Genomic DNA, 18,919 nt, shown 5'->3' with positions numbered 1-18,919 from the left:
CTCAATTATGGCTTTTTTTTAAACTTTTTCAAAATCTTTTGTCAGAGGACTGAGAAACTTTTTACAGAAAAATGTCTAATTTTGTTTTTATTTATCCTAAATGACGACTCAATCTCTCGTTTATGGTTGAATCAATTACAAATTAAAATAAATGCGTTTTTATATTATTGCTGGTGAAAAGTCTGGTGATTTACACGCTTCAAATTTAGTCGAAGCGTTAAAAAAGGAATATCCATCAGCTATTTTTAGAGGATTTGGAGGCGATTTGATGGAAAAAAACGGAGTAATACTTGCCAAACACTACCGAGAAACGGCATTTATGGGTTTTTTTGAAGTGATTCAAAACTTAGGTACTATACAAAAACTACTCTCTTTTTGTAAGAAAGATATTTTAGAGTTTCGCCCAGATGCCGTCATTTTTGTAGATTATCCTGGATTTAATCTTCGTATTGCAAAATATTTGAGAAATTATTATTCAAAAAAAACTACTTCATCAACTACAAAAACTCCAAAACTATTCTATTACATCTCTCCCAAGCTTTGGGCGTGGAATCAATCAAGAGCAAAGCAAATCAAAAGAAATATTGATTATATGTTTTCTATTCTGCCTTTTGAAATTGATTTCTATAAAAAGTTTGATTTTGATAGAATAACTTATGTTGGCAATCCACTTTTTGATGCTATAGAAAACTATACGCCTAATAGTAATTTTTTAATAGAAAATAATCTGAAAGGCAAAGTAAATAATTCTTCTACAAATTCTACTCAAAAAATAATAGCACTTTTAGCAGGCAGTAGAAAGCAAGAAGTAAAGTCTTTGTTGCCTCTGATGATAGAAGTAGTTAAGAAGTTTAGAACAGATAAAAGTATAGATTACAAATTCGTTTTGGCAGGAGTTTCTAGTTTAGAGGAAAGTTTGTACGACGAAGCAAAAAACAATGGAATACAACTAATTTTTGAACAAACTTATGATTTACTCTCACATGCAGATGCTGCCATTGTAGCCTCTGGAACAGCTACGTTAGAAACAGCACTTTTTCAAGTTCCACAAGTAGTAGTCTATAAAGTAAATGCCATTACGTATCAGATAGCAAAGTTGGTCATTAAAGTAAAATGGGTGTCGCTTGTCAATCTGATAGCCAACAAGGAAGTGGTAAAGGAACTTTTACAGCACGATGCTACCGTAGAAAAAGTTAGCGAGGAGCTAAGGCTACTTTTAGATGAAAATAGTGAAAGACATATTCTTGTAAAAAATGAATATAAAAATCTTCAACATCAGATTCAAACAGAAGGAGTTTCTATTCGCACAGCAAAAAAGATAAAAGAAATCTTATAAATTTTCAGTAGTCAGATATATTTTGTCGTATTTTAAAAGCTAAATTATATTAATTTCAAATTAGAATGAAATTTTGTAAGTTTGTTTAATACACAAATATTACTATTAAATCTTATCACGGTTAATTTTGTAAAGTTCATTTCTCCATAGGCTTGGATTTGCTAACTCAAGCCTATGGAGAAATAGACATTATTTTTGCTAAATTACTAACAGTCAGACTTGTAAAAAACGTGATAACTTTTATTACCAAGAAAATATTTACTTCCCCCAACTATATAAGTAACACAATAAAATATATTGAAAACTCTACTCTCAAAAATACAGATAAAAATAAACGAACGAGTTTATCTAAAAGACCCAGAAAGCTCTCCACTTGGAAGGAAAATAGTACGCCAAAGTACATTACTCATTGATGAAATAGGATTAGAAAATTTCACATTTAAAAAATTAGCAAAGGAAATAGGTTCTACAGAAGCCTCTGTCTATCGTTATTTTGAAAATAAACACAAACTGCTTATTTACTTAGTGTCTTGGTATTGGAACTGGATGGAATATCAACTTGTATTTCAAACTAGCAATTTAGAATGTGCTGAAAAAGTATTAGAAACTGCCCTTGCAACGCTTGCAAAACCACTTGAGATTGATAACCAGTATGATAGCATAGATGCAAAGGCTTTGCATAGAATTGTAGTTTCCGAATCGGCAAAGGCATATCTTACCAAGGAAGTGGATAGTGATAATAAAGAAGGCTATTTTGCCAGTTATAAAAGGCTGACTCACCGAGTAGCTGATATGATTTTAAAGCTCAAACCGAATTATAAATATCCTAATGCGCTTGTTTCTATTATTATGGAAAGCTCACACCAACAAAGTTATTTTGCCAAGCATTTTCCTTCTCTCACAGAAGTAAGAGGAGATGATAATGAAAAAACGCTAATAGAGTTTTTGACTGATTTGGTTTTTAATGCTTTGAAGGTAGAACGCTCAAAATAATCTATTACTTTTCGTAACATAATAAGTTGTGAAAAAGTGTGTTATTTGCTATCAAAAAATTATCTTTGCGATAGATTAGAAAAAAATAAAATTTTATTACAACACATTTATAAAACACAGCGATTTATGATTATTGGTGTTCCAATGGAAATCAAGACCGACGAGAGTCGTGTTGCCCTTACAGTAGGTGGTGTAGCCGAGCTTATTCACCACGGACATACAGTTTATATTCAAAAAGGTGCAGGAGTTGGAAGTGGCTTTCCAGACGAAATGTATGAAAGCGTTGGAGGAAAAATATTACCTACCATTGAAGATGTATATGCGATTGCAGATATGATAATGAAGGTAAAAGAGCCGATTGAGCCAGAATACAAACTTATCAGAGAGAATCAAGTAGTCTTTACTTACTTCCATTTTGCTTCTTCAGAGCCTCTCACAAAAGCTATGATAGAATCAAAAGCGATTTGTATTGCTTATGAAACAGTAGAAGAAGCTGGTGGTTCTTTACCTCTTTTGATTCCGATGTCGGAAGTAGCAGGGCGTATGGCAATTCAGCAAGGTGCAAAATATTTAGAAAAGCCAGTAAAAGGACGTGGTATTCTTTTAGGAGGAATCCCAGGAGTACAGCCAGCAAAAGTACTTGTTTTGGGTGGTGGAATTGTAGGAACACAAGCAGCAAAAATGGCGGCTGGTTTGGGAGCAGATGTTACCATTATGGATATTAGTTTGCCTCGTATGCGTTACCTAGATGATGTTATGGCTGAAAACGTAACAACAATTATGTCGAATCAATACAACATTGAGCAAGCTGTACAAGAATCTGATTTGATTGTTGGTGCAGTATTGATTCCAGGAAGAAAAGCTCCACGTTTAGTTACTCGTGAGATGCTCAAACTTATGCGCCCAGGTACTGTACTTGTAGATGTAGCTGTTGATCAAGGAGGATGTTTTGAAACTACAAAGCCAACAACTCACCGTGAGCCTATTTATATTATTGATGATGTGGTGCATTATTCTGTAGCCAATATGCCAGGAGCAGTGCCTTACACTTCAACAGTTGGACTAACAAACGCAACTTTCCCTTATGCTATTCAGCTTGCTAACAAAGGATGGGAAAGAGCATGTAAAGAAAACAAAGAGCTTCTATTAGGACTCAATATCGTAAAAGGTGATGTAGTTTATGAAGGCGTAGCAGAAGCATTTGATCTGCCTTACGTAGATGTGAACACTGTTTTGGAAAGAGAGATGACTCACTAATCTATACTTTGCATTTATATAAAATGCTCCAACCTCTTTAGAAAACTATTTTCTAAAGAGGTTTTTTATTATGTTTAAACGTATTTTGAATAGACAAATAGAGATTCTAAGTATATTATATCTTAAAATTTACGATATTTGTTGCTTGCGCATTTTACACTTGTGCAAGATTTTATACATTCTTTGTCCTAAAAACTGAATGTGTAATGAAACTTTAGCAGAACTGTTTTTTTTTGAAAAGCAGTTCTCTGTTTTTATTTATCTTGATATTCAAACCAAACGTTTCAACACGACCAATAAGCCATGAAAAAAGTCATCTATTTATGTTTATTTCTCTCATCTATTCTATTTTTTTCTAGTTGTACAGATACTAAAGACACAGCTACTATGAAACTTCCTACTGGAATTTGGAAAGGGACACTTCAGCAAGAGGGTGCAGTTTTACCTTTCAATTTTGAAGTTAATTATACTCAAAATGATACTATCCCTACTTTTACATTACTCAACGGAGAAGAAAAAATCATTTTAGATGAGGTAACAAAAGAAGGAACTACCTATACTATTCCAATGCACATTTTTGAGGGAGAAATAGTAGCAGTATGGAATCCTGTGGCTAATACAATGACAGGAAAATGGAATCGTAGAAGCTTTACTAACTCTAGCTCATTAGATTTTTCGGCTACTCCAAATACAAAAACTCGTTTTGATGCGCAGCAAGAACCAAAATTTGATTTAGCAGGAAAGTGGGAAACTTATTTTGTGTCTGGCGTAGATTCTAGTCAAGCATTAGGTGTTTTTGAAAAAGTAGAAAACACAGACGTAAAAGGAAATTTGAAAGGAACATTTTTGACTTCGACAGGCGATTATCGCTATCTTTTTGGAAGTGTCGCAGGTGATTCTTTATACTTATCTTGTTTTGATGGCTCACATGCATTTTTGTTTGTGGCTAAAGCAGAAGATGAAAATACACTCAAAGGAAAATTTTGGTCTGGCAAGGCACAACCTAGAGATTTTGTAGCTACTCGTAATGAAAGTTTTACACTTCCAAAGGCTGATACACTTACTTATTTGAAAGAAGGGTATGAAACAATCACTTTTGAGTTTCCAAACCTAGAGGGCAAATCAGTTTCTTTGAATGCTCCAAAATACGACGGAAAAGTAAAAATTGTTCAGCTTTTGGGTTCTTGGTGTCCAAATTGCATGGATGAAACTAATTTCCTAACAGAACTCTACAAAGCATACCATCCAAAAGGATTAGAAATCATCGGACTAGCTTACGAGCAAACTGAAGATTTTGAAGAAGCAAAGAAACGTTTGGAAAGAATGAATAAGCGTTTGAATGTAGAGTATGAAATTCTTTTTGCTGGACGTGCAGACAAAGATTTTGCTGCCGAAACTTTGCCTATGCTAAATCATGTGATGTCGTTTCCAACTACAATTTTTATAGACAAAGCTGGAAAAGTAAGAAAAATACACACAGGTTTTTCTGGAAAAGGAACAGGAGAATATTACGACAATTATGTAGAAGAGACTACAAATTTTGTTGAAATGCTTTTGAGTGAGTAATAAAAAATCTCCTTAACACCAATATTTTACTATTTTTGTAAACCTTCAAAACTGAAAAAAATAAGACATTAACATTTTAGAATGAAAAAAGCACTCATTACAGGAATCACTGGACAAGATGGCGCATATATGGCGCAACTTCTTCTAAACAAAGGATACGAAGTTCACGGTATCAAACGCAGAAGTTCACTTTTCAATACCGACAGAATTGACCATCTGTATCAAGACCCACACGTTGATAATTATCGTTTTAAGTTGCATTATGGCGACTTGACAGATTCTACCAACCTTATTCGCATTATTCAAGAAGTTCAGCCAGACGAAATTTATAACTTGGGTGCAATGTCGCATGTGAAAGTAAGTTTTGATATGCCTGAATATGTTGCTAATGTAGATGCAATGGGAACACTTCGTATTTTGGAAGCAGTTCGTATTTTGAATTTGACAGAAAAAACTCGTATTTATCAAGCCTCTACTTCCGAGCTCTATGGTTTGGTACAGGAAGTTCCACAATCTGAAAAAACGCCATTTTATCCTCGTTCGCCGTATGCAGTAGCTAAAATGTATGGTTTTTGGATTACAGTAAACTATAGAGAAGCCTACGGAATGTATGCTTGTAATGGAGTTTTATTCAACCACGAAAGCCCAATTCGTGGGGAAACTTTTGTAACTCGTAAAATTACTCGTGCTACGGCAAGAATTGCGCTTGGTTTGCAAGACAAAGTGTATTTAGGAAACCTAAATGCAAAACGAGATTGGGGACACGCAAAAGACTATGTAGAGGCAATGTATTTGATTCTACAACAAGAAAAGGCAGAAGATTTTGTTATTGCTACGGGTATTACTACAACAGTAAGAGATTTTTGTAGGCTTGCTTTTGGAGAATTGGGTATTGAGCTTGAATTTGTAGGCGAAAACGAGGAAGAAAAAGGCATTGTAAAATCTTGTTCAAATCCAGACTATCAGATTGAAGAAGGTACAGAAGTAATTGCTGTTGATGCTCGTTATTTCCGTCCAACAGAAGTAGATTTACTCATTGGAGATGCTACCAAAGCTCAACAAAAATTGGGTTGGAAACCAAAATATGATTTGAAAGCATTAGTTACAGATATGGTTCGTTCGGATGTAGAACTCTTTAAGAAAGATAAATATCTTCAAGAAGGAGGACATAGAACGATGAATTATTATGAGTAGATTTTTCAGTTAGCAGTAAACAGTTACCAGTAATCAGTAAAATACAGTGTTAATTTTCATTAGTACATTACTGTATTTGCAGAACTTACAGATAATATTGCTTTACTCTTGGCACAAGTTTAAAGTGATTGATGTTTAATTATTATTGTATTTACATTAATCACTAAACATTAATCACTAATCATTAAGATAAAATGAAAATATACATCGCAGGACACCGTGGAATGGTAGGTTCAGCCATCAAAAAGGAACTTGAAAAGCAGGGGTATTCTAACTTTGTTACTCGTACTTCAAAAGAGCTTGACCTTCGCAACCAGCAGGCTGTCAATGATTTTTTTGAGCAAGAAAAACCAGATTGGGTATTTTTGGCAGCAGCTAAAGTAGGTGGCATTTGGGCAAATAATACGTATCGTGGAGAATTTATCTACGATAATTTAATGATGGAATGTAATATCATTGAAGCTGCACGAAGAACAAACGTAAAAAAACTCATGTTTTTGGGTTCTTCGTGTATCTATCCAAAACTTGCGCCACAGCCTCTCAAAGAAGAATATCTCTTGACAGGACTTTTAGAACCGACTAATGAGCCGTATGCGATTGCAAAAATTGCTGGTATAAAACTTTGCGAAGCGTATAGAAGTCAGTACGATTGCAATTTTATCTCTGTAATGCCTACAAACCTATATGGAGAAGGTGATAACTATGATTTGATGAATTCTCACGTCTTACCTGCGCTTATCCGAAAATTTCATCTAGGAAAATGCTTGGAACAAAACAACTGGGAAGGCATCAGAAATAATCTGCGCCATTTTTTGGTGGAAGGAAAAGATATGAGTGAGCTTTCAGAAGGAGAAATTTTGGAAGTCTTGAATAAATACGGTATTCGAAAGTCTAAAGACGGAAAAAATATTGAAGTAGAAGTTTGGGGTACTGGTTCTCCAAAAAGAGAATTTCTCCATGCTGATGACTTGGCAGAAGCCTGTATCTATCTAATGCACAATTATGATGATTCAAGCCTTGTAAATATAGGTACAGGGGAAGATTTGAGCATTAAAGATTTGGCTTTGCTTGTCAAGCAAACAGTTGGTTTTGAGGGTGAACTTGTTTTTGATACTTCTAAGCCAGACGGAACACCAAGAAAATTAATGAGTGTAGATAAACTCACTTCTTTAGGTTGGAAATACAAAATTTCATTAGAGGAAGGAGTTAAGAAGGTGTATCAGAATGTACTTACAGATATTATTGCTTGATTCTGAACTTATCAGAAAATATAATTCAAAATGCTAGATTCTATTAAGAGTCTAGCATTTTTTTGTTTTGAATTCTTGTTTCTAAAATATAAACCATTAGTTATAAGTAGTCGGACACAAATAATTTACATTTAATGTAACAGTAAGACAACTTTACCTCTGCTCTGTGACACACAGCGCAGTATTTTTACAATAAAGAACAGTGTAAACTAAATATGTCCGAGTACTTACCAAAATCACTTATGTCGTTACTGCCTTCTATTGGAATGAACTAATTGGAAATGAAGCTCAGTCTCGTATAGCAAACCAAAAATAGAAAAACAGCGTAATGACATTACGTTAGTAGCTTTGTAAATATAGACTAATGTGTAAATGCCTTTTGTTAGCATCAGAACTAAAAAAATTCCTATCTTTGCAAATTGATACAAATACTAGCTTACTGATTGCTCTTAATCGGTAATTGCTAAATGATAACTGCTAACTGAAAAACACTTTGGATTCTCCTAACTTCATAGATTACGTAAAATTATTTCTTCGTTCTGGCAAAGGTGGTGCTGGTTCTACACATTTTCGCAGAGAAAAACACGTTCCACTAGGAGGTCCTGATGGTGGAGATGGTGGACGTGGAGGTCATATTATTCTTCGTGCTAATGCTCAACTTTGGACACTTCTACATTTGCGCTACCAAAAACACGTTTTTGCACAAGATGGAGAAAACGGAAGTGGACAGAAAAGTTATGGAAAACAAGGCGAAGACACTATTTTAGAAGTTCCGTTGGGAACAGTTGTAAAAGATGCCGAAACAGGAGAAAAAGTAGCCGAAGTATTGGAAGACGGACAAGAAGTTATCATTCTACACGGAGGACGAGGAGGTTTAGGCAATTTTCATTTTCGCAATTCTATCAATCAAGCTCCTGAATATTCTCAACCAGGAGAGCCTTTTACAGAAGGTTGGTTTACGCTAGAACTAAAGGTTTTGGCAGATGTGGGTTTGGTAGGCTTTCCAAATGCAGGAAAATCAACACTGCTTTCTGTGATTTCGGCAGCCAAGCCAAAAATTGCAAATTATGCTTTTACTACGCTTGTTCCTAATTTGGGAGTAGTTCCTTACCGAGACCACCGTTCGTTTGTGGTAGCAGATATTCCAGGGATTATTGAAGGAGCAGCAGAAGGAAAAGGCTTAGGAGTGCGTTTTTTGAGACATATTGAGAGAAATTCTATGCTTTTGTTTGTCATTTCGGCAGATGCAAAAAATATCAAAGAAGAGTATGATATTTTGGTAGGTGAGCTAGAAAAATACAATCCAGAATTGTTAGATAAAAAACGCTTTTTAGCTATTTCAAAAATGGATTTGATAGACGATGAGTTAAAGTCTATGCTAGAACCTGATTTGCCAAAAGACATTCCTCACCTTTTTATCTCAGCAGTTACACAGGCTAATTTAGATATATTGAAAGATAAAATTTGGGAGAATTTGCAAAGGTAGTGTCTTAATATTCTATTCACACCCTTCTCTATGGCGAGTATCTGTGATACTTATAATTTTCCAACCCTCTTTTGTTTTTATTAGGTGAAACGCATTTGCTCCACAATGGCTAAATGTTTCGCCTACGTAAAATTTGTAGGGTGTCCAAACCTGTGCTAAGTTTTCATCTGTCTTAATTTCATAGCTCAATATTTTTTCTCTGTACGGTTTTTCGTGAGGAGTAGCTACAGCGTTTAGTAAGTTTTCTAAAGAATCTACTCTCAAAACTATGTTGTCATTTTTGTCTTTAATAACCGTTTTGAGATTTGCATTTTCATAAAATGCTTGTCGGATAAGGCTACTATCGCCTTTTAGCATTCCTTCAAAAAGTTGTTCGATAGGTAAAATTACTTCTTTATCTGTTTCTGAAAGTGAATCTATTGGGCTTTGTGCTATGACAGTACTTCCTAAAAAGACGACAAAAATAAAACTGAGAATAAATTTTTTATAAAATAACATAACTACGTAAATGATTTTTTAGACTTTATTTCAATAGGTAGTTAGATAAGATAAAAAATTACAGTATTTGGAGGGGAGGTTTTATAAAAATAGGTCAAAGGCTAGCCTTTGACCTACACATATTTTTATTCTGCCATTGTCGGTGTCTCCACCGACGATAACTTACTCATTATTTCAACCAACCTTCCACTTCTTCTTTCGTTGGATTTTTTACTTCTTTTAGTTTCATCTTCTTGCGCATTCCACACATATCATTGAAAAGTTTTGATGGAATAGCTTCTTTTAAGCCTTCAATAGTAAGGAAACCTAGTTTTTGAATGATTGGAATAAGCTCCGAACGAATACCTAATTCTTCATAATCTTGTTCAGAAGCATATTTTGGTTGTTTTTTCGGACGCATCTGAGGAAAGAACAATACATCTTGAATAGAATCTTGATTCGTCATAATCATAGAAAGACGGTCAATGCCTATTCCTAGTCCTGCTGTTGGAGGCATTCCATATTCAAGTGCGTTTAGGAAATCTTCATCTAATACCATCGCTTCCTCATCGCCACGCTTGCCAAGTTCTAACTGTTCTTCAAAACGTTTTCTTTGGTCGATAGGGTCGTTGAGTTCAGAGAAGGCATTACAAATTTCTTTTCCATTACAAATTGCCTCAAAACGCTCTACCAAACCTTCTTTGTCTCTATGCTTTTTAGCAAGTGGCGACATTTCTACAGGATAATCTGTAATAAATGTTGGTTGGATAAGTTTTGGCTCACAATGCTCTCCAAAAATCTCGTCGATAAGTTTTCCTCTTCCCATCGTGTCGTCTATCTCAACACCAAGTTGAAGGGCAGCCTTACGCATTTCCTCTTCATTCATTTCAGAAATATCAACACCAGTGAAGTGTTCGATAGCTTCATACATCGTGTAGCGTTTCCACGGACGAGCAAAATTGATTTTATTTTCTCCTACTTGTACTTCTGTTGAATTGTGAAGTTTGAGAGCAACTTTTTCTACCATTTCTTCTACCAAATTCATCATCCACTCATAGTCTTTGTACGCTACATAGAGTTCAATTTGAGTAAATTCTGGATTATGAAAACGGCTCATTCCTTCATTTCTGAAGTCTTTTGCAAACTCATATACTCCGTCATAACCACCTACAATTAATCTTTTAAGGTATAGCTCATTGGCAATACGCAAATAAAGTGTCATATCTAGCGTATTGTGATGTGTTTTGAACGGACGAGCTGCTGCCCCACCATAAATAGGCTGTAAAATTGGTGTTTCTACTTCCAAATATCCTTTATCATTCAGATATTCACGCATTACGCCCATAAGTTGAGAACGTTTTTTGAAAACGTCTCTTACTTCTGGATTTACAATCATATCTACATAACGCTGACGATAACGCTGTTCTGGATTTGTAAAAGCATCGTATGTTTTAACAGTACCATCTTCATTTTCTACTCGTCTTACAACAGGCAATGGATGAAGAGATTTTGTCAAGACGGTAAATTCAGTAGCGTGGAGTGTAATTTCGCCTACATTTGTGCGAAAAATATATCCTTTTACACCAATAATATCTCCAATATCTAAAAGTTTTTTGAAGACTGTATTATACATAGTCTTGTCTTCATCTGGACAAATATCATCTCTACGAAAATATACTTGCAAACGTCCTGTACTATCTTCAATATCTGCAAATGCTGCCGAACCTTGTACACGGTGTGTCATTAAGCGACCTGCAATAGAAATTTCTTTATAGTCATCAAAGTTTTCTTCTCCTTCTGGTTTGTCTTCTGGAAAAGTGTCTTTTATCTGTTTGGCTGTATGAGTGTAGTCATAAAGTGCAGCAGGATAAGGCTCTATTCCTAATTGAATGAGTTGTTCTCTTTTCTGACGGCGCAGAATTTCTTGTTCGCTAAGTAATGGTTGCATATTTTTCCTTTAAAACTCAAGGTTTTTAGAAACTCTTAAAGTCTCTAGTTTATATTTTGATAGATAGTTGAAAAAGTCTTATTTTGAAAATAAGTTTCAAAAATACAAATTTTTTGGACAGTATTCTACAATTTTTTTAAAATCAAATTTCAAATTTACTTTTATTTCATAATGAAAACTATTTTCTTTTTTATCTTGTCTTTTTTTGCTTTAAATTTCTGTTTTGCCAGTCAAGACTATTTTGTTTCTGCTCCAAATGGTTTGTTAATTCGAAAATTTCCAAGCGACTCTGCAAGAGTAATAGGCAAGTTTGAGTTTGGTACACGTATAAAGAAGATAAAAAATACAGATAAGTCATATTCTATCATGGAAACAGGGAAGACAATAAATGGCGTGTGGACTTGGGTAGAGGTAACCCCAGTTTCCAATGCATCGATAAGCCTGCCTTCACGTATAATCAAAGGATATGTGTTTAGTGGTTTTTTGAAGAAGGAAAGTGATTTTGTGAGTTTACTAACAGAGCAAATGAAGAATGAAATAGATATAGAAAAATACAAAATAAATGTTCAGAACAGCGTTTTTTGTTTGCAAGGAGACTTTTTCGGCGACGGTATTTCAGATAGAGTTTTGTTACTAGAAGATTTAGAAAAAAATAAACGAATTGCTTTTTTAAACCACAAAGAAAATAATACCTCTGAAGTGATATTCTTAGAAAATAAGAATACATCTTTTGATATGAAAAGCTACAATTGGGTAGGCGAATTTTTAAAAGTGGAAAGTCAAGAAACTCTTTGGTCAAATTATGAAGACGGTTTTAGAGCTTTTGAAGAAGTGCCTAAAAAAGAAAGAGTTAAGTTAGAGTATGATGCAATTTATGTCCACGCTCTTGAATCTTGTGGAGGAGGTTTTATCTTTTGGAAAGATGGAAAGTTTCATTGGTTACAACAAGAGTAACACATAAAAAAGCCTTCATTTTTTGAAGGCTTTTTTTATAAAGAATTTAAAAAGTTTATTTTATTCCTACAATGAGTTTTTCTCCTTCATAGACCAAATCTCCTTGGCGATTGTTCCACTCTCTGACTTGAGCTGTAGAAAGGTTGTATTTTCTAGCAATGGAAAAAAGTGTTTCGCCCTTCTCTACTACGTGATGTACATAGCTCATTTGTACTGTTTCAGTTTGTTGAGTTTCACTATTTTGAGCAGTGCTACCACCACTTCCCATTTTCAAAACACCTTCATTGACAATCATTTTCATTCCCACAGGAAGGTCTATTGTGTTTTTGTCTAAGTTATTCCATTCTATAAGGCGAGCTATTGGAATTCCGTATTTGTCTCCTAAGGTATAGATGTTTTCATTTGGCTGTACGGCATGAAAACCTGCTCCATAGTATTCTACTGGATAGACAGTAGCTGTCTGTTGTGTACTTGTTTCTTCTGTAACAGTTTGTGTTGTCTTTGGTGGAGATACAAAAAGTGTATCTCCTACCCTAATTGCTCCTGTTTTTGGTAGTTTAGGATTCCACTCCAGTAGCTCCTTTGTTGTTGTACTGTATTTTTGAGCAATTCTTCCCAATACATCTTGTGGCTTGACGACATAGATTTCTGCTTTGGTTTCTGTTTCTACAACTTTTGTCTTCATTGTATCTACTTTGTTACCTTTGTTGTTAGAAAAATCATAGCCAGCAATGGGAACTCCTATTTCATCATAACCTTCTTTTCCAACATTATCAGGATTTCCTCCTGCTTGAATAATATCTTCTCTACTAAGAGTTGAAGCATCTGTTTTGCTTTGGCTAGAATTATCACTATCAGCTACACCATTACTAATAGCTGGGTCTATGAGTGTTGGGTCTTTAAACTGTGTATTTCCTTCTGTATTTGTATTGTTGGTAGAAGATGAACCAGAATTTTGTTCTACTTCTTTTCTTGAGCCTTCTGGAAGTGCTAGGCTTTCTTTCAAGACAATTTTATCTCCCACATCAATATTATCTCCAGTAACAAATCCATTCCAAAGAATTAGTTTTTTCGGACTCAAGTTGTATTTTCTTGCAATAGACCAAAGTGTTTCATCTTTTTCAACGATATGATAATCTGCATTTTTTATATCTAAAATAGTGGGTTGAACAGGACGGAAATCTTCTTGAGGGGTTGGTAAAAGCACACCAGAAGAATCTATAAAGGTAACAAAGTTACCATCTGTATTTTGTTTTACTACTACTTTCTTTTCAGAAGATGTATTATTTTTTTCTGGTTTTTCAGTAACCAAACTTCCATTATATACTTTATCTTCATTGCTCAAATCTGGCTGACTGACAATAAGTTTTTGTCCTGTATAAACGGTGTAGTCTGCTAAATTATTCCACTCTTTCAATTTTGACATCACGACATTGTATTTTTTAGAAACATCGTAAAGACTTTCTGCTTCTGCTACTGTATGATATTTTACCACATTGGAGGCTGTTTTTTCTTCTTTTTTATCATCAGTCTTTTCTGTTATAACTACGCCTTCTTTATCAGTCTCGCTTTCAAACTCTTCAAAAGAACCTTGCTGTGGAGCATCGTCAGAGTCTGTTTTTTTAGTCTCATCTTTAGTAATAGTAGTAGTAGAGGTAGTTTTGTCTTCCTTATTATCGTCTATTCCAGCAAGCTCAGTTTTTTTGAGTTCTTCCCATTCTGCCATAAGCTCTGGGTCGGCTGCTGTTTCTGTATCATCTTCCTCAAAATTGGCTACAATAGGGGTAACATCTCTGACCTCAACAGGCACTTTTTTTGGTCGTTTGGTCTGAATCCAAAGCACTCGCCCTACTTTTACTTTATCGTCTTCATCCAAACGATTGTATTTCAATAAATATTTATATTGCATAGCATATTTTTGAGAAACGTCCCAAAGTGTTTCGTCTTGCAAAAGTACGTGTGTGGCTACATCTTCAGCTCTTTTTCCTTTGTCTTCAAGATAATATACTTGTCCAGTTTTGATGGCATCAGTGGGCTTCATATCATTCCAGTCTAAAAAATCGCCTACTTCTATACCAGCAGCACGAGCCATCTCACTTAAAAAGTTTCCTGAAAGAGCAACCATTCCTTTGCGCCCATTAATGGTGGCAAAAGTATATTTTTTTCCCTCAATCAGACGTTCTTGTTTGTTTGTTATTTTTGGATAAATATCTTTTTCAATAACTAAGGTGGTGTCTAGTGGTGAAGATGCCCAAGAAAAAGTAGGAAAAGCCACCAAAGCCAGTAAGAATAAACAAAGAGCAATTTTACTAGACTTTTCTAAAAAAAATGTTGAAAAACAATACGGCATAATACTTAAAATTTATAGTTTTATTTAATGAACTGGACTTACGCAACATGATGCTCTATGACAAACAGAGCAGGGTTTGTGAAATTTGAAACTGTGTCTTGTGCGCCACAGGACACTAATCTACGTAAGTCCATTTCATCAATCAAATAGAAACTACTTTAACTAATTTGGTTTTGTGTTCTGTTATTTTGAAATAAGGATGTGTTTTTAACAACAAATCCATAAAAATGATTTCTAAAAAAATCGATTAAGCTACATGAAAGATACTCAATTTACAGAAAAAAGTATAACAATTACTACTCTTGATAACGAAAAACCTAAAAGTATAATTATTTTTGGTGCAGAATCTTCTGGAAAATCTACTCTTGTTGCAGCTTTGGCAGCACATTATAATGTTTTTTTTAATAACGAATTTTCAAGAGAATATTTAGATATAAAGATGAATTATGCTAAATATGAAGATACTCATGCACTTACATTCGCAGATGTAGAGCCGATTGCGATAGGGCAACTTTGTAGTGAGAAAAGAACTGGAAAACTAGCCATTTCTCACAATCACTCCCTTTACTTTTTAGACACCAATTTGCTTACTACCTATGTGTATTCAAAATATATCTACGAAAAAGTTCCGTTTTGGTTAGAAAAGGCTATTCAAGACCAAAACTATTCTCATTATTTGCTATTGAAGCCAAATACAAAATGGCAATTTGATAAGCAGCGAGGGGGAGAAAATTCAAGACTATTTTTCTATGAAAAGATGAAAGGAGAACTAGAAAAGAGAAATATAAACTACATAGAAATTTCCAAACTGGGAAATGAAAGACTCCAAGAAGCCATCGAAAAAATAGATACCTTAATTAAATTAGGACTTTCGCAAAATCAATTTTAGAAAAAAATATTATTTTGTTTCTAATAATATTCTAATTTCCTCTAGTGTTTGCATATAGGCTGTATGCTTTTTAGCATCTTTGTCGCTGTATTTATCGCCTTCACGCTCTTTTTTGCGTTGCTCATTTTGTTCTGCATATTCTTTTGTTTTGGTAAGTGCATCTTGAACAGTTCTTCTTTTGCCTGCAAATTCACAAGCAAAATTGGGGTCTGCGCCTTCTTTCAAAAGTGTTTTTATTAAATCTGTTTCACGTTTTTCGACAGCCAAAAGCAAAGGTGTTTTGCCGAAGTTACTACATTGATTCCAATTTACTTTGTATTTTGAAACCATTTCTACCCATTCATTTTGAGTATGTTGGTTGGGCTTAGGCGTTTTGCTGGCACTATATATTTTTCCATCAAAATCTTCATTGATAATACTTTCTAAAAACTTACCATTGATGCAACTAGCATTTACTCCATTGCTTAGTAGCCATTCGGTTCGTTCAAAATTTATTTTTCTGAAATTGGTTACTTCTACAATATTTTTAAATTCTTCACAAGTAGTTTTACTCAAATCTACATTATATTTTTCTGCTAATTCCTTATAATTATCTTTTTCAAAAAGAATTACTTTATCAATATTTTCTGTTTTTCCCCCTTGTGATAGTAGGAAGTCAATAGTTTTTTCATTGTTTGTAAATAGCTCTATTTTTTCTGTATTTGCTCCTAATGTTAAAGTAAATTGTAATTTTTCTAAATCATCTTGACTAACATAATAAGAAGGAAGTGAAACTATATCACTTGTTTTGGTATCTAAATTTGCTCCACGCTCCACAAGCTGACGAAGCATAACTGTATCATCTGCAAAGAGCATCAAAATAGGATAGTTCTTTGTAACAGTACTTACTCTTGAACTTCTTTTTCTAAATTTAGTACGAAAAACTTTATTACTAATAGAAACTCCTAGGTTAATAAGGGCAGTCTCTGCTGAACTTGAAATTACCTCTTCTTCCAAGCTACAAGGACGATTTATATCTGCATTTTGAGATAAAAAAAGGTCAATATTCTTTAATTTTTCTTCGTGGCTAATGCTATCTTCAACCAAGCAATCACAGAAAACTCTTTGTAAAGAATCTTGTCGCCATTGTGCCATCTGTTGTGCTTTTATATCAGTTTTATTGTCGTCATCGTCTTCTATATTTTTGGCTGTTTGGCAAGCATAAAATATAAATAGTAGGCTAAAAGTAAGTAGATAATGTATTTTCATAAGTAAAAAATATAGCTCACTCTTCAGATTGAGAATGAAAATAAAAATTTAGAAAAAAACGGAATACAAATAAAATGTTATCAAAATACAAAATTCTGCTGGAAGTTAATCTAAAGAAAAAGTCTTTTTTACAACAATTTGTAACTCATCGCCTTTTTCAAAAGATGAAAATGTATTGGTCTGAATTTTAAACAATTTTTCTGAATAGTTTTTTGCTGTAATTTTATAACTATTCCCGTAAAATTTAATATCTTCTATTTTTAATGTCTCAACAAGGCTGTTTTCTAAGTCTTCTTCTTTTTTTTCTGTGATTTCAATCCACTCTGGACGAGTATAAACTTTTTTATTTTCTTTATCAACTTCTTGAATTTCACCGAAAAGAGTAGCTACATATTTTGTTTTTGGATAATGATACAATTTTTGAGGTGTGTCTAGCTGTTCTATTTTTCCATTTTTCATAACAGCAAGTTGGTCTGCCAAAGACAAAGCATCTTGCAAATCGTGAGTTACTAAAATAGTTGTAGTTTGTGTTTTTTCTAAAATAGATTTGATTTGCTGCCTAACTTCATTTTTGAGTTGTTCATCAAGGTTGGAAAATGGCTCATCTAAAAGTAAAAGTTGAGGCTGTGGGGCGAGCGCACGAGCTAAAGCAATGCGCTGTTGCTGTCCTCCAGAAAGTTCATGTGGGAATCGTTTTTCATAACCTTTAAGTTCTACCAAAGAGAGCATTTCATCTACTCGCTGTTTTTTTTGTGATGTAGTATAGCTTGTACTACTAAGCCCATAAGCAATATTTTTAAAAACTGTCAGATGAGGAAAAAGTGCATAGTGTTGAAAAAACAAGCCAATGTTTCGTTTTTCGGGTTTTATAAACAACGATTTTGAATGATTATAAATAAATTTGTTTTGCAAAGTGATAGAGCCTTCTGTCGGTTTTTCTAATCCTGCTATCATTCTCAAAAGTGTAGTTTTTCCACTTCCACTTTCGCCAAGTAGAGCCAATGTTTTGCCTTTTTCCAAATGAAAAGAAACATCATTGACAGCATAGTCTGTCATCAGAGGAAATTTTTTATAGATATCTTGTAGTTCTAGCATACATGTAGCTTAATGTAGCTCACTCTTTAGAGTGAGTAGTGTTGGAGTTTACTCTTTATTTTAAAAACTATGCAAATAGAAAATATGATTTGATTATTTTCTTTAAAGTTGCTCATATCCCTGTGAGCGATATAAATATTTTTATAATTCCTTAATAAACAAAGGCTTATGCAGAATCGTTTATAAAAGCATGAATACAAAAACTTTAATATTGCCTATACTAGCTATTGTTTTTGGATTAGGGTTGGTTGCTTTCATTGGCATTACCAGCAATAGTTCAAACAATACATCTAATCAGAATGTAGAGACAGAGAAAAGTCTTGAAGTTCAAAATTACAAGAAAACAAATTATAATTTCAATCAAAACGATACTTCTATGTCAGATTATAAATTAAAAAAATCGGAAAGTGAGTGGAAAGAAGAACTCACAGAACAAGAATACCGAGTATTGCGCCAAAAAGGAACAGAACGAGCGTTCACTGGAGAGTTTTACGACCACCACGAAAAAGGAGTTTATACGTGTGGAGCATGCCACAAAAAACTCTTTGATTCTGAAACAAAATATGAGTCGGGAAGTGGTTGGCCAAGCTTCTACACAGCTATTGATGGCAGCGTAGATGAGATCAAAGACCGTTCTCACGGGATGGTGCGTACAGAAGTGGTTTGTAGTAATTGTGGCTCACATCTAGGACATGTTTTTAATGATGGACCTAGACCAACAGGAATGCGTTATTGCATCAATTCGGTTTCCTTAGATTTTGAGAAAGAGTAATTCAGAGTACTAAATTTCTAAATTTTTTCTTAAAAGCATTTTGATTCAGTTCAGAATGCTTTTTTGTGTTTTACACAATAATGAACTCTCATTTTATATAAAAA

At 34.0% G+C, this 18,919-nt stretch carries 15 protein-coding genes; 10 read left to right on the top strand and 5 right to left on the bottom strand.

Annotated features, from left to right (window positions below; genetic code table 11):
- The first annotated feature begins 151 nt into the window (after nucleotides 1-151).
- From lpxB to obgE, 7 genes are all read left to right on the top strand, one after another.
- Nucleotides 152-1,336, top strand: coding sequence for a lipid-A-disaccharide synthase (gene lpxB, locus QZ659_RS07090; protein WP_291724073.1), 1,185 nt, complete (start codon nucleotides 152-154; stop codon nucleotides 1,334-1,336).
- Nucleotides 1,337-1,633: 297 nt separating this feature from the next.
- Nucleotides 1,634-2,329, top strand: a complete 696-nt coding sequence (locus QZ659_RS07085; protein WP_291724070.1) for a TetR/AcrR family transcriptional regulator — start codon at nucleotides 1,634-1,636, stop codon at nucleotides 2,327-2,329.
- Nucleotides 2,330-2,455: 126 nt separating this feature from the next.
- Nucleotides 2,456-3,586 carry an alanine dehydrogenase gene (ald, locus tag QZ659_RS07080; protein WP_291724065.1) on the top strand — a complete coding sequence of 377 codons (1,131 nt, stop codon included), beginning with the start codon at nucleotides 2,456-2,458 and terminating at the stop codon, nucleotides 3,584-3,586.
- Between the two features lie 303 nt (nucleotides 3,587-3,889).
- Entirely contained in the window at nucleotides 3,890-5,152 is a 1,263-nt protein-coding gene (locus QZ659_RS07075) for a TlpA disulfide reductase family protein (protein ID WP_291724062.1), read from the top strand.
- Nucleotides 5,153-5,233: 81 nt separating this feature from the next.
- On the top strand, nucleotides 5,234-6,346 hold the full coding sequence (gene gmd / locus QZ659_RS07070) for a GDP-mannose 4,6-dehydratase (RefSeq protein ID WP_291724060.1): 1,113 nt from the start codon (nucleotides 5,234-5,236) through the stop codon (nucleotides 6,344-6,346).
- A 194-nt stretch (nucleotides 6,347-6,540) separates the two neighbouring features.
- Nucleotides 6,541-7,596 (top strand): GDP-L-fucose synthase family protein, encoded by a 1,056-nt coding sequence (locus QZ659_RS07065; RefSeq protein ID WP_291724057.1) that lies wholly within the window; start codon nucleotides 6,541-6,543, stop codon nucleotides 7,594-7,596.
- A 493-nt stretch (nucleotides 7,597-8,089) separates the two neighbouring features.
- Nucleotides 8,090-9,082 carry a GTPase ObgE gene (gene obgE, locus QZ659_RS07060; RefSeq protein WP_291724055.1) on the top strand — a complete coding sequence of 331 codons (993 nt, stop codon included), beginning with the start codon at nucleotides 8,090-8,092 and terminating at the stop codon, nucleotides 9,080-9,082.
- A 12-nt stretch (nucleotides 9,083-9,094) separates the two neighbouring features.
- Here the strand turns inward: obgE and QZ659_RS07055 are convergent, their stop codons facing one another.
- Nucleotides 9,095-9,580 carry a nuclear transport factor 2 family protein gene (locus QZ659_RS07055; RefSeq protein ID WP_291724051.1) on the bottom strand — a complete coding sequence of 162 codons (486 nt, stop codon included), beginning with the start codon at nucleotides 9,578-9,580 and terminating at the stop codon, nucleotides 9,095-9,097.
- A 169-nt stretch (nucleotides 9,581-9,749) separates the two neighbouring features.
- Nucleotides 9,750-11,507 carry a lysine--tRNA ligase gene (lysS, locus tag QZ659_RS07050; protein WP_291724049.1) on the bottom strand — a complete coding sequence of 586 codons (1,758 nt, stop codon included), beginning with the start codon at nucleotides 11,505-11,507 and terminating at the stop codon, nucleotides 9,750-9,752.
- A gap of 171 nt (nucleotides 11,508-11,678) precedes the next feature.
- Here lysS and QZ659_RS07045 point away from each other — a divergent pair, with 171 nt between their 5' ends.
- Nucleotides 11,679-12,461, top strand: a complete 783-nt coding sequence (locus QZ659_RS07045; RefSeq protein ID WP_291724046.1) for a hypothetical protein — start codon at nucleotides 11,679-11,681, stop codon at nucleotides 12,459-12,461.
- Nucleotides 12,462-12,516: 55 nt separating this feature from the next.
- Here the strand turns inward: QZ659_RS07045 and QZ659_RS07040 are convergent, their stop codons facing one another.
- On the bottom strand, nucleotides 12,517-14,811 hold the full coding sequence (locus QZ659_RS07040; RefSeq protein ID WP_291724042.1) for a muramidase family protein: 2,295 nt from the start codon (nucleotides 14,809-14,811) through the stop codon (nucleotides 12,517-12,519).
- 256 nt (nucleotides 14,812-15,067) lie between these two features.
- Here QZ659_RS07040 and QZ659_RS07035 point away from each other — a divergent pair, with 256 nt between their 5' ends.
- Entirely contained in the window at nucleotides 15,068-15,700 is a 633-nt protein-coding gene (locus tag QZ659_RS07035) for an AAA family ATPase (RefSeq protein WP_291724038.1), read from the top strand.
- Nucleotides 15,701-15,709: 9 nt separating this feature from the next.
- Here QZ659_RS07035 and QZ659_RS07030 read toward each other — a convergent pair whose 3' ends face one another.
- Both QZ659_RS07030 and QZ659_RS07025 read right to left on the bottom strand, forming a co-directional pair.
- Nucleotides 15,710-16,948, bottom strand: a complete 1,239-nt coding sequence (locus tag QZ659_RS07030) for a hypothetical protein (protein WP_291724035.1) — start codon at nucleotides 16,946-16,948, stop codon at nucleotides 15,710-15,712.
- A gap of 105 nt (nucleotides 16,949-17,053) precedes the next feature.
- Nucleotides 17,054-18,043 (bottom strand): ABC transporter ATP-binding protein, encoded by a 990-nt coding sequence (locus tag QZ659_RS07025; protein WP_291724032.1) that lies wholly within the window; start codon nucleotides 18,041-18,043, stop codon nucleotides 17,054-17,056.
- Nucleotides 18,044-18,233: 190 nt separating this feature from the next.
- Between QZ659_RS07025 and msrB the strand changes: the two genes are divergently transcribed.
- On the top strand, nucleotides 18,234-18,815 hold the full coding sequence (msrB, locus tag QZ659_RS07020) for a peptide-methionine (R)-S-oxide reductase MsrB (RefSeq protein WP_291724029.1): 582 nt from the start codon (nucleotides 18,234-18,236) through the stop codon (nucleotides 18,813-18,815).
- Nucleotides 18,816-18,919 lie beyond the last annotated feature (104 nt).

Source organism: Bernardetia sp., assembly GCF_020630935.1.
In the GTDB taxonomy this organism is placed as follows: domain Bacteria; phylum Bacteroidota; class Bacteroidia; order Cytophagales; family Bernardetiaceae; genus Bernardetia.
Note: the sequence above shows the minus strand (reverse complement) of the source record. Positions and strands in the feature narration are given on the sequence as shown.